This window comes from Mucilaginibacter sp., from assembly GCF_036568825.1.
Lineage (GTDB): Bacteria > Bacteroidota > Bacteroidia > Sphingobacteriales > Sphingobacteriaceae > Mucilaginibacter.
In genome coordinates, this window is sequence record NZ_DATCRU010000026.1 from 1 (window position 1) to 12,933 (window position 12,933).

A 12,933-nucleotide genomic window follows, 5' to 3' on the forward strand; every position below is an offset into this window, starting at 1 on the left:
TGACGGAACGGGAACAGGTTACATCACGGAGCTTGGCGGTAACCGGGTGCGGAAGATCAATTTGACGGGCTATTCGCTGACAGGCACACTGCCTGCAGGACTGACCTTCGATCCGGCCACAGGCATTATCAGCGGCACACCTACAGGTACGATCGCGTCAAGCACGGTTACGGTAACGGCTTACAATTCCTCCGGATATTCAACAGCTACAGTAAACTTTGCACCGGTCAGCCAAACGGCACCGAATATAAGTTATGCTTCATCAAACAACCTGACGGTAGGCACAGCGGCAACGATCAGCCCGGTAAACAGCGGAGGGACGGTGCCTAATGCACCTTACGGTCAGGTGACATCTTTTGTGGGGAGCCCAACAGGGGTAGCAGGTTATTCAGATGCATCAACCACGTCGGCACAGTTCAACTGGCCCCAGCAGTTGGTTCGGGACCCGTCGACCGGTAACCTGTTCATAGCAGACGGTAATAATAATGTGATCCGCAAGATCACCGCTGGTGGCGATGTGACGACCTTTGCAGGGAACATTCAGGGCTATGCGGGATATACAGATGACACAGGCACGCAGGCACAGTTTAACTATCCTGACGGAATAGCGATCGATGCAAACAATAACCTGTACGTATCGGATTATAACAACAATGCGATCCGGAAGATCACTCCATCGGGAATAGTGACGACGTTTTACAGCAGCTTGTCGACCTTCGGTCCTGGCGGGTTGTGCTTTGACGGGTCCGGAAACCTTTTGGTAGCGGCGCAGGACCTGGGCCAGGTGCTAAGGATCAGCCCTGCCGGAGTTGTCAGCACGGTAGCAGGGAGCACGGTGGGATATAACAACGGCTCGGGGTCGGCAGTACAGTTCGATATCCCGAGTGATGTGAAGGTAGACCCTGTTACGGGAAATATCTACGTGGCAGACTTTCAGAACAACGCGATCCGGATGATCACGCCAGCAGGCGCGGTGAGCACGTTTGCAGGCAGCCTGGTCAACGGCAACCAGCCGGGCTTTGCAGACGGAGTAGGAACAGCAGCGGTATTCAACAACCCGACGGGTTTAGCCATGGCTCCGGGAGGAGTGATCTACGTGGCGGACATGTTTAATAACAATATCCGCCGGATCATGCCGGACCAGACGGTAAGCCTGGTGGTAGGGAGTGCGGCACAGGTACCGGGGGATGCGGACGGGATAGGAACGGCAGCCGGGCTGAACGAGCCGGACTACCTGTACCTTGACGGAACGGGAACGGGTTACATCACGGAGCTTGGCGGTAACCGGGTGCGGAAGATCAATTTGACGGGCTATTCGCTGACAGGCACACTGCCTGCAGGACTAACCTTCGATCCGGCCACAGGCATTATCAGTGGCACACCCACAGCACAGACAGCCAACACCCAATTTTCGGTAACGGCTTATAACGCATACGGATATTCAACAAGTACCTTCAATATAAAAGCATCTGCCGGCTTGCCTAACAACCCGGCCGGTGACTATAACAGGAACTGGGTTTACGTAAGGACCTATGATGAGAATGGTGTTGAAACAGGGGCGACCAAGAGCTTTTTCGATAATAATGCCAAGGCTACGCAGACGCAAACGAAGAATGAGACAACAGGGGATATACTGGCAACGCAAACGATCTATGACCTGCAGTCAAGGCCGGTGGTGTCGACATTGCCTGCTCCTACAAATAACTCAGCCTTTGCCTATAGAACAGATTTTGTGACGGCTAATAATCTTCCTTACAGTTATTTGAACTTCGATGGTGATCCCACCAATACATCAGCGCCTTACGCTAAGCTGAACAACCCTGATGCAGTCGACAATGCAACGCAGGGAACGCTTGGCTGGTATTATAGCGACAATAACACATCAGAACCTTATGTGGCGGCCACCGGGTATCCTTATAGCCGCGGCGATTTTTATCACGATGGTACGGCCGCAGCAAAACGATCAGCAGGAGTTGGCAGTCAGCTCAAAATGGGGACGGGGCACGAAACAAGGAGCAACACATTCCAGGTACAAAACGAATTGAACAATTACCTGGCAATACGTAACCAGTTTTTCCCTTCGGCAGTGGTTGGCAGCAGTCCTTCCGGTATGGCCGGGCAGGCACTGCAAACCATATCAACCGACCAGAACGGCACCTCAGCAATTACTATTACTGACTTGTCGGGAAAGAATACATTAATGACGGCTCGGGCCGATGGCAGCGCATCAGCTTGGTTATCGGTAACCAATACCGTTACCTCAACGACCAACCCACCGGACTTTGAAGTGTCGGTAACGACGAACCAATATTCGTCCTTCACGATCAATTCCAACCAGGTGGTAAACATTTATTATAACGGCTCGGCTACGCCACAATATACCGGATCGGGCAATAATTACAATTATAATATTAACAGTAACGGTATTGCCGGGACTTACCTTATCACATCGGTTTCCCCATTCAGCTACAGCTATGCCGATCCGACAACACCGGCAGCTAAAATCACGGATGCCCCTGTGACTATCAGTGAGTCGGCTGCAGCTAATCAGTATTTCTGTCTGACAAGCCAGTCGGCTGTCACGATAACAGGGGGCTCCTATACACTGTGGGATATGACCGCAGAGCAGGACATCACCAGCGCTTACCAGGCAAACCATACGCTGCAGCCGGGATATTACAAAGTAGTGGCAACAGCGCCGACGGCGAATGCAGGACTGGCTGCCAATACAGTGACGGTTTCTTACATTAACACTTATTCGGATATTGCTTATGCTTTTTATAATCAACTAGGCGAATTGGTCGGCAGTATTACACCGAATGGCGTGCAGAAACTGTTGGCAAATGGCTATAGCGGCTACACATCGGCCAGTCAGTTACCTTTTGTGACCTTATATAGCTATGACCTGCAAGGGCACTTAACATCTGTATCAACACCGGATGGTGGAACTTCAAACTACATATATACTACAGATGGTACCCTGCGTTTTTCACAAAACGCGGTTCAGCGTAATACAGTTGCCACCGGTGGGCAGGAAGACCTTTCATTTGTAGAGAAAATTTCCTACACGAACTATGATAATGTTGGCAGACCGGTAGAGTCAGGGGAGTATGTAATTCCGAATGGCACATCAGCCGTTTTTACCGGATTGTACTCGAACACATCTTTATTGGATGCTACGGACGCGACGGCAAACATTACCGGTGCAACTAAACAATCACAAGTTAATACTTATTACGATTTACCCGATCCAAACCCGGCTTACATTTCCAGTTTGAACGGCTATATACAGGATGCTGGCTTTCTGAAAGGTGCGATTAGTTATACGAGCAACGCTAACAGCACCACATGGTATAATTATGATGATCACGGTAGAATAATCTGGACGGTCAAATACATTAATGGGCTGGGGTACAAAACTATAAATTATACATATGATGAAAAGGGAAATGTAATTAAGGTAGATTACCAGAAAGATACGCCAGCTGAGCGATTTATCCATTACTATGCCTACGATGCAGGCGGCAGACTCGCCAGTGTAGAGACCAGCCGGGATGATGTTACAAAAAAACAACAAGCGAATTATTATTACTATTTGCACGGACCGCTAAAGCGGGTAGAACTGGGAGATCACCTACAAGGGATCGATTATGTGTATACAGCGCAGGGTTGGCTTAAGAGTATCAATACAGCTACCGGTGTAACCTCGAACGACCCTGGTCAGGATGGTTCAACTAATGGTTTTGCCAACGATGCCTTCGGTATGCAGTTGGAATACTTTTCCGGGGACTACAGCCGTATCAATAGTAATATTAACAGCGTATTAACTGGTCAGCAAACTTATTATAATGGCAACGTGAACGGGATTAGCTGGCAGAGTAATAAGCCCTCTTCAGTATTGACAGGTAACCCGGGAATTCAGAACCCGGTAATGTATACTTATAGCTATAACTCTAAATATCAGTTGACCGGCGCTATTTGGGGAACGCCATCCTTTACAGGTGCAGGCTTTACAGCGAATAATACTTTCAACGAAAGTAACATTAAGTACGATCCAAACGGTAACATCACTAGCCTGAAGCGCACAGGTACTAATCCTGACGATTTCAGTGATGGTTATACATATGGTGTTGGAACAAACCAATTAACCAACGTACACGATGCCACTAAAAATGCGGATTATGCTAATTATACATATAACGAGATAGGCCAGTTAAAAAGCGAAACACTCACAGGAGCGGCAAGTCCTTACTATTTACAATACAACGTAATGGACAAAGTCACAGGTATCTACAGCGATCAGCTTATGAGTACGCCATTGGAAACATTTAGCTATGACGAACTTGGTAATAGGGTGAAAACTGTCAATGCTAACGGAACCACTTATTATGTTTATGATGCTTCTGGCAATGTAATGGCGATTTATAACGGTACATCGATTAGTGAGACGCCTGTGTATGGCAGTAACCGTTTAGGGACTTATTTTTATAGTAGCAGTAATTATCAGTATGAACTGAGGGACAATATAGGGAGCGTACGAGTTGTCATGAATGGTGCTAAAAATAGCAATGGGCAGGCGGACATCGTAAAATACAATGACTATTACCCATACGGCAGCATAGTTCAAAGTGGGGGGTCTGATCTGTATCGATATGATTATCAGGGTGCTTATGCGGAAAAGGATGCCATTACCGGTTGGAATAATTTTCAGCTGCGAATGTATGATAGCAAAATTGGTAGGTGGCTTATGACTGACCCTGCTGGGCAATTCGCCTCACCTTATGAAGGAATGGGAAATAATCCCGTCACCGGAACCGATCCTACAGGTGGCGAAGAATATGATTGGTATAAAAATGATGATACAGGAGCTGTAATTTGGTTATCAGGCAATGAGGCTACCAAAACAATCGACAACCAGGAATACCACGATGTTGGAGATGTTTACGCCTTCTCTACTAATTCACGTGGTGCAGACGGTAGTAAATGGGTATATAGTTGGGTAGGCGGTCCAAATGGAGTAACGACATTAATGGATATTCATAATATTTCAGGGAATGCAGATGGTGTTGTAAACTCCATTAACGTAGATCTGACTTTTGTGGCAGGAATGAGCCTGGAAGTAGGTCATGTGACAGACTGGACAGGAAAAGGTAAATGGTTTTTCTCGATATCAGGAAACCTGGGGCTTTCTGTAGGTGCCGGTATAAATCACAGGATAATCAAAAGCAACAAAGGGGAAGATTTTAGAGTCAGAGATTATGAAGGGACCGGCAGCTCTTTTGCTGGTAATATTGAAGCATTCGGGGGATCTTACGGTGGCGATACCAATCCAAGTGACCCTGCTCACTTCAACCCTTTTACCTTGGGAGAAAAATTCACCGAAACTGGAGGAGTTCTCGGCGGAGATGCCCCTGAAGCCGTAAACCCGGCTTCATTATTACTTCCGAAGTTCAAAGCAGGGGCGACTTGGTCAGTTACCCGTACATATCTTTCTAAATAATAAAAAATAAAAGTATGTTAGTATAAGATTTAGAATTTAAAAAATGACCAAACGAATAGTAAGAATCATCATTGCTTTAATAGTGTTTTATATACTTTATAGATATCTCATCCCCTATATGCATAACAAATACGAGGGGTGTGGAAAGCATCAGGAAGTATACAACCAGAGCATAAACGGACGAGTCCTACAGAAGTACGTAGATGCGAAGAATCACAATTATCAGACCGTTGTTTTTTCAGGAATAAATGGTTATCAGCAAGGATCGATGATTTTTTCACCAGAGTTTTACGATATGTTTGATCTGATAAACGTCGGAGACTCAGTTATTAAGAAAAAGAGTACTATTTATTACAAAGTAATTTTCAAAGCTTCAGGCAAGGATACAATATTCCCGTTTCATTCTATTTGCAAGGATAGCCTGAGCAACAAACACTAGGTTATTCAGAGTGGATATAGATTCTGAACTTTTCATAAACAAATAAAAACCCTGCTATAGTAGGGTTTTTATTTGTTTTAAATTTTTTTATGAGAAATTAATGTTTCTTAATTCAGGCACTTTAATCAATTTATGGTTCGCTACTGAAAGCTATTACTCATCTGAAACAGCGGCAAATACATCGCAATAAGAATAACCCCAACAACCAAGCCTAAAAAGATAATAATCAGTGGCTCCAGCATACTGCTAAGGGTCGCTGTTTTATATTCTACTTCGTCGATGTATTGCTCGGATATCCGGGCGAAGAAATAATCCAGTTGGTTGGTTTCTTCGCCAACTTTGATGAGTTGTATCAACTTGGATGGATAGATGCTAAATTGCTTCAGGCTTTGATGTAGTGGCTTCCCTTTTAAGATGTCATCTTCCACCTGTTGCAAAGTGCTTTCAACAGGGTAGTAGCCGATCATCTGCCGGCTCAGGGCGATAGCACGCAGTAGCGGCAGCTTTGCATTGATCAACAAACGCATCGAATTACAGAATCGCGCCAGGTAGATCTTCTGTACAAGGTTGCCCACCATCGGTATTTTCAATACCAGTCGCGACGATAACCTGCGATAACCATCTGTTTTTCTGTTTCGGAAGATGATCCCGGTCACTAAAAGGATAACAATTAGTGCACGCCAGAAATTATCTTCCATTACTTGTGATGCCGCTATGATCTTTTCAGTGATCCATGGCAGATGTCCGCCAAATCGTTTAAATACATCGCCAAACATGGGTACTACGAATTTTAGCATAAACATCACAGCACCCATTGAGGTAGATAACACCACACAGGGATAGGTAAGCGCCGAAATAATTTTTCGCCGCTGCCTGATCTTGTTTTGATAAAAACGGGCCAGGTCCTGCAATACTTCGTTCAGCTTACCCGTTTCTTCTCCGATCTGCAGGCTGTATACTTCGTATAGGGAAAATCTTTCGCTATTTTGCAAAGCGTGCGATAGAGCATCACCTTTTATAACTGCATCCTGGATGCCCTTGAAAAGAATTTGATCAGCTGTTTTCTGCTGATCCGATGTAATCAGTTCCAGGCTGCCTTTCAGGTTAATGCCGGCCTCTAACAGCGAACTTAGTTCCAGGTAAAAAGCTTCCTTCTTTTTGTCGCTCAATTCTTTACCGCCAAAGCGGATATCTTTATGAAGTAAAGCGGTCAGGTTAACTTGCCCGTTTTTTTGCGGCTTATCAGCCTTCTTTTTTTCATACCTGCTAAGGTCAATGGTTGGCATCGGGAATTCGGTTAATAAGGTTGACGGAACTATATGTTTTGTGATAACGCATTGGGATTAGTTTATTTTCAACCGTCACATCGAATGATAATGCGTCTATGCGCCCGGCTTCAGCAGAAGCCGGACTGATATCAACAGGCATATCTTCAAACGTCGTAACGGGAATGGTGCTTTTAAACCTGAACGTATCAGTAATGGTAGAAACACGGAGGACATAATCCGTAGAAAATTGGTAACGCACACTGTCTTGCCACCGCTGGAAGACTACTTCCTGCGCGTCGCTTTTTTTGATTAACAATGAGGTAGCGAAATCCTTTGATAACAAACCATCCAGTCTTTCAAGTGAGGCCATTTCCTCGTTTTTTGCATGGAATGTCCTGTAAAACTTACTGATTATCTGGTAAGACTCATAGGTTAACCCAACAAGTAATGCACCGATTAACATGGCGACAATGACCTCCATAATGGTAAATCCTTTTACTCTGTTTATGATCATTTAAGCTCCAGTTTTTGTAATTCAGCCACTATTTGCCGGTTTTGGTCATAGGCAGTTAACCGGATAACCTGCAAAGAAGTATCGCGATCGTAAGGTTTAGTTGCAATCTCGATATGCAAGCCTGCAGTATCAATCAAACTATCGGTAGAATAAGATATGTGTTCGGCCATAAGCAAGTGCTCTTTTAATATTGCCCTGGCCTGTATATTCTGCGCCGATGGCGATAGACCGGTGACCCTTGCGTAGATCATCATAGCAATACCAAAGATGGTTACCAGGATAACCATAGCGACCATCACCTCGGCAATGGTTGATCCGGCTACCTTGCTTCTTAAATGTAATTTTATTCCAGCCATTGCAATACTTTTTTTCTATTGGACATCTGGAACAGTTCACCACTTAAATAATAAGGCGACAACGCCTTTGAGCTTATTGTTGAGTTGATCAGCATGTTTTCCATTAAGTTGTAGCCGCTTTGGTATGTAAACAGTTTGGTGAAAACGCCGCCGTTGACATGCAGGCCATCCTTATATTGAAGCATCCCCTGCGAATATATTTGCCCTGATACGGTAACATTACTATCCAGGGCAAGTACGGGCATAATCTCTTCTTCACTTTGACGATACGTAACGATGGTTCCTGAGAATGCGGTATTTTTATCGATTGTAATCCGCACATAAGGACTGATCTTAGAGCTATTCGGATTAAAGACTGCCAGGCAGGACGGATATTGAAACCGGCAACCCGCTTGCACATGGATCGAATCACTGGCAAATAGTTGACATCGGCCCTGAAAACCACTCTTTACGACGATTGCTTTGGCAAAGACCAAAATCCCATCGAGGCTTACTGATGCGTCGACCGTTAAGGTAGTATCTGAATAAAGTATAATATTGCCGCTTACCAGTTGGTTACGTAGTTCATGTATTCGTCTGCCTAAATTAATAACCCTTGTGGCCTTCAAAAAAGACTGACGGAGTGTATCTGCTTTTTCGAAAGCGCTGTCCACGGCAGTATTTTTACCAGCCGTTGAAAGATAGTTTTGAAGCAGCTTTATCCGGGCCTGATCAAGAGCAGGCAATGTCTTTTGGCTATTCTTGATTTTGCCTGTTACCAGGCGGTCATCACCCTGGTAGCCATGGCCATCAACAAATGCCTTTTTTACGCCTGCCTTAGGTAAAAAAGCATCACCGGCGATAGAGGTCGCCCCTGAAAGGGAAAGCGGTCGGTCCTGGTCGGCCAGGTATATAGCCGCCCGGCTACCAGAGTCAATGCTGCGCCCCATACTAAACACACGAGTAAGGGTATCCCCCTGTATAAAGGCTTTGCTGATGCCGATATCATAAATCCCCCAATGAATTTTCTGAAGAGTAATGGAATCAGCCTGTTCACCGAAAAGAGCGAACATGGTTTTCTGCAAATAGCTCGAATCGTGGCCTGAAAGCATCAAGTTTATGCCCGACTCCAGGTTGGTCTCCAACTGATCATACCGGGCTTTTCTAATGCTTTCGGCGCGGTAGAAGCCTGCAGCTACGAGAAGCGATGAACACAGCAATGCGATGATTAAAGCGATCAAGATGACCAGATATAAGGCCGAAGCTTTTAACATTGGATCATTTTTTGGAAGGAGTAGAGGTATCGGCCCTATTGCGTTTCTTTTTAAACAGGTGAATTCTTTTCCAGATCGGGATTCGGTGATCATCCCGCTGCAATCCGCGTTTCCAGGTAGTGACAGAAGCAAGTGTACCATCGTTGTTCCATTTTTTCCAAACGCCTGATTTAAGCCCCTTTTTAAAACTTCCTTGTTCCTTGAGATTCTTGTCCGGGTAATATTCGATATAGGTGCCATTGAGCAATTTTCCGCTGTACCCACCCTGTGTGCAATGAATATCATTTGCACTATACCAGTAATAATTTAAAAGCGGCTTCGCTGACATTACAGTGAATCCAGGCTCGATCTCCGCAACAATCGTTTTGTCGGGCTGTGTAATTCTAACCCTGTTTATATCATACGCGGGTATTTGCTGGCAATACACATTATAACTAATAAAACATAAAAATATCAGGCAGCACGTCTTCATAGTAATGAGGTTTTCATAGAAATAAATTTGGTTCTTCCCTGGTAACTTATCTTTATTGAGTCCCGTAGATTTCTTAGCAGCTTAACATCGTTTTTTGTTTCACCTTCTATCATGGTGAGGTTTTGCCCGTTTATGCTTACCAAAGCGATCAGTTTTTTTGATACAGGGTTACGGACATAACCAGAATAGTTGATAAAAGGCCAATTTATTGCGGATTTAAGTGGGAGTTTGACTGGCGCAGCAATAAGTGTTCTGATTTTAGCGACAGTATCCTTTTGCTCCTTTAAACCAAACGGGTCAGGGTAATTCAGCAATAGTTTCATCGTATCATTTTCAGGGCGATAGGGCTTGTACAATGGTTTGACCGCTTGTACAGCTGCCGGAATTGCCGGAAGATCGCCGGCAGCCGCAGCGTCAAAAACACGATAGAAGATCAGCCCCCATAAAGCAGCTACCGCAGCGATCAAAAAATAGGTAAGTTTTTTATTCTTCATGCGGTGTTACTGTAAAACAAAACTTCTGAGAGCGCCGGCCTGGCTTTCATTCCCTGCTGCATCTAAAGCCGTTACAACCCAATAAATTTTGTCACCTGACTTGCCTGAGTTGAAGTTATAGCTTGTTGCGGTGAGTAGCATCGGGAAGTCCTTACTGTATAAGGTGACGCCGTCGCCCTGGTATAGATATAATTTATATTTTGTTGCCGAAGTAACGCTGCCCCATTGTAACAACACCGGCAAGGATACACTAGCGCCATCGGTGGGTGAGGACAATGTCACCTGCACGGGCGGCGTATTGTCATAAGTCACCAGGCTAATCGCCGACCACTGTGCCTGTGCCGTATCATTTTCTGCCCTTACCCTCCATTGATAAACCTGGCTCCTCGGAAAAGTAAAGCTTACGTTTTGGCCGGGAATTGTTTGGTTGTAAAGCACCGAATTTTCGTCTGCAAAGTTATTCGTGTCAATTTCCACCTGGTATTTCGTTGCACCATATAAACTTTCCCATTGAAAAAGCTGGGTGCCTTGATTTGTCAGCAGGTTGTTCACAGGTGAGATCAATAAGACCGATTGCTGCTTGATTGAAGTAGAGGCTATGGAAAAGTCCCTGGGCGAAGTGTAGGCGGTTTGTGAACTGCCGTTTTGCGCAAGCACACGCCACTGGTAATTTCCCGGTACGAAATTAAAGGAGAATGTATTTTTTTTTATCACTGTATCTAATACAAGGCTGCCAGGAGAGCTAAAGCTCGGAGCGACAACTTGTAAGTGGTAGCTTAGGGCATGATCCACTTCGTCCCACCAGAAACCTACGGTATAACTGGCGCTTTGATAGTGCTCTGCTGGTGCTTCGGCTTGAACGGTTTTGTTTGAAATAGATGGTTCAATGATGGCATCGCAAGAGTAAAACAGGCCTAACATAAATAGCCATAAGAAAGCTTTAGGGGCAAAGTGATAAGGTTTCATATAGAAATAAATTTATTAATTTTTCGGCAATTTCAAATTAATTTCAAGGAAAATTTTTAATAAAACCGAGACTTGCTTTATCGCTTACTTATCAAGTTATTACCTGTTTTAATTGAAGGGCAAATCAAAAATTAATTGATTTTTTACCATCGGCAGATAATCATAGTGTGCGTAAAATTGCTTAGACAGACGAAAGAATGAGAGAAATAAAAAGAGACAAATATTAACAGGAATGTGCTTAAGCGATTTTTTTATAAAAAACTTTACTATCCGTTCTGGCGTAGTACTTTTATTGACAGTAAAAACAAAAAACCCTCGTAAGTTCCTCGCTTACAAGGGTGAATTTTATAATTCAGTAGCGCCTAGGGGAAGCTTTTCGAACCCCTTTTTATCGGATTTAAAGCTCTTAGCTGCTTCTTAAATCGATGCAAAAAATTTATAATCAGTAGATTAAAGATTTTCGTTCAATTACTTATGTCGCGAATTAGTTAACATAACATATCGTTTAAATATTAATTTGTATTCTATACGAGGCACAACTTGGCATAGGTCTGGCGCTCTAATGGCGGCCGTATTTTTCTTTTCTTCAAGCGCCTTAAAGAATAGTACCAAAAGAAAAGGTATATGTTAATGGCAGTTTAAAAAAATGCCAGAGGACATGTTTTCACTCAACTTGGTTCAAGTCCTGCTCCCGCGAAATATAAAATGGAAGAGCCTGCTTTCAAGTCGCTTTTCAATTCATTGACATGAGCGGTTTCCAGGTTCTTAATCGGCTTCACTGTAACAAGGCTATTTGCTAAGGTAAGAATAAGTAGTTAAAAAGCGAAGGCACCAGCAGAATGGGTGTTTTAACGGTTTAAAATTTAACGTTAAATTTGACTTAAACAACTGCACATAATGGCTAAATTAATTTATTTAGATTGAGACTGCTATATAACCAAATCAGATAATACCAAACTAAAATTTGGTAATGCCATTGAATATGTAAAATATTTAAGAAGAGTCGAAAAAATAACGATCCGGTTATTTTCACATCGTTTCACTCTGCGAATGCAATACTTGAAAAACCTAATACCCATATCTTAACAGCACAAAGGAGCTGGAAAAGTGCTACAATAACCTTTGCGATGAGCATGAAGACGTTACCAAAATGATAAAAGACGAGTTCCTGTTTAAGCCCGAACCCAAACCTACGCTGATGCAAGCGTTTAAGGTCCACAATGATGAGTTCGCCGAAAGGGTGGCTAAAGGCAAAGTATCTCCAGGAACTTTGATGCGCTATGAACGCCTGCAGCGAAAACCCAAGCCTGCCTAAAAAAGAAATTTAAAGCGACCGACATTATCCTCGAAGAAATTAAATATGCATTTGCCGCCGGGTTTTACCATTACCTCCTCATGGAAGATATTGATGAGAACGCTTCCATGAAATATGTAAAGACATTTAAACAGGTGATCACCAAAGCGGTCAACGAAGGAATGATCCTCCAAAATCCCATTGCGAATTTTAAATGTCCTTACAAAGACCCGGACCGTGATCATTGGAAATGGATGAGCTTATCGAAATGTAATCGCTGCGTATTTTGAATGGCGATGAGGCTGATTGGGGCGGGCCTACTTTTGGTGTAAAGCCGACTATTGTGCAGACATCATTGATCACACGTTAAATCTTTA

Annotated in this window: 10 protein-coding genes and 1 pseudogene; 4 read left to right on the forward strand and 7 right to left on the reverse strand. The window is 43.9% G+C overall.

Annotated features, from left to right (window positions below):
- Both VIM89_RS05050 and VIM89_RS05055 read left to right on the forward strand, forming a co-directional pair.
- The coding region (locus VIM89_RS05050) for a putative Ig domain-containing protein (protein WP_488155043.1) at positions 1–5,500 on the forward strand (5,500 nt) is incomplete at its 5' end.
- 43 nt (positions 5,501–5,543) lie between these two features.
- Positions 5,544–5,939 (forward strand): hypothetical protein, encoded by a 396-nt coding sequence (locus tag VIM89_RS05055; protein WP_488155044.1) that lies wholly within the window; start codon positions 5,544–5,546, stop codon positions 5,937–5,939.
- Positions 5,940–6,079: 140 nt separating this feature from the next.
- Here VIM89_RS05055 and VIM89_RS05060 read toward each other — a convergent pair whose 3' ends face one another.
- From VIM89_RS05060 to VIM89_RS05090, 7 genes are read right to left on the reverse strand one after another with little or no spacing between them, the layout of a single operon-like run.
- Entirely contained in the window at positions 6,080–7,225 is a 1,146-nt protein-coding gene (locus tag VIM89_RS05060; protein WP_488155045.1) for a type II secretion system F family protein, read from the reverse strand.
- Positions 7,212–7,721, reverse strand: coding sequence for a PulJ/GspJ family protein (locus VIM89_RS05065; protein WP_488155046.1), 510 nt, complete (start codon positions 7,719–7,721; stop codon positions 7,212–7,214). Before VIM89_RS05065 ends, VIM89_RS05060 begins: the two co-directional genes overlap by 14 nt.
- Positions 7,718–8,077 (reverse strand): hypothetical protein, encoded by a 360-nt coding sequence (locus tag VIM89_RS05070; RefSeq protein ID WP_488155047.1) that lies wholly within the window; start codon positions 8,075–8,077, stop codon positions 7,718–7,720. The genes VIM89_RS05065 and VIM89_RS05070 overlap by 4 nt, the downstream gene beginning before the upstream one ends.
- The gene (locus VIM89_RS05075) at positions 8,065–9,330 is read right to left on the reverse strand and encodes a hypothetical protein (protein ID WP_488155048.1); all 1,266 of its coding nucleotides are present in this window, start codon (positions 9,328–9,330) and stop codon (positions 8,065–8,067) included. The genes VIM89_RS05070 and VIM89_RS05075 overlap by 13 nt, the downstream gene beginning before the upstream one ends.
- A 4-nt stretch (positions 9,331–9,334) precedes the next feature.
- Complete coding sequence (locus VIM89_RS05080) at positions 9,335–9,802, reverse strand: toxin-antitoxin system YwqK family antitoxin (RefSeq protein ID WP_488155049.1); 468 nt, start codon at positions 9,800–9,802, stop codon at positions 9,335–9,337.
- Complete coding sequence (locus VIM89_RS05085; protein ID WP_488155050.1) at positions 9,799–10,296, reverse strand: hypothetical protein; 498 nt, start codon at positions 10,294–10,296, stop codon at positions 9,799–9,801. The genes VIM89_RS05080 and VIM89_RS05085 overlap by 4 nt, the downstream gene beginning before the upstream one ends.
- 6 nt (positions 10,297–10,302) lie before the next feature.
- A complete protein-coding gene (locus VIM89_RS05090) occupies positions 10,303–11,262 on the reverse strand; it encodes a fibronectin type III domain-containing protein (RefSeq protein WP_488155051.1) in 960 nt (319 codons plus the stop codon).
- 1,150 nt (positions 11,263–12,412) lie between these two features.
- Here VIM89_RS05090 and VIM89_RS05095 point away from each other — a divergent pair.
- Entirely contained in the window at positions 12,413–12,577 is a 165-nt protein-coding gene (locus tag VIM89_RS05095; protein ID WP_488155052.1) for a hypothetical protein, read from the forward strand.
- Positions 12,578–12,591: 14 nt separating this feature from the next.
- Positions 12,592–12,846, forward strand: a pseudogene (locus VIM89_RS05100) (phage integrase SAM-like domain-containing protein); the annotation flags it as partial.
- Positions 12,847–12,933: the final 87 nt, after the last annotated feature.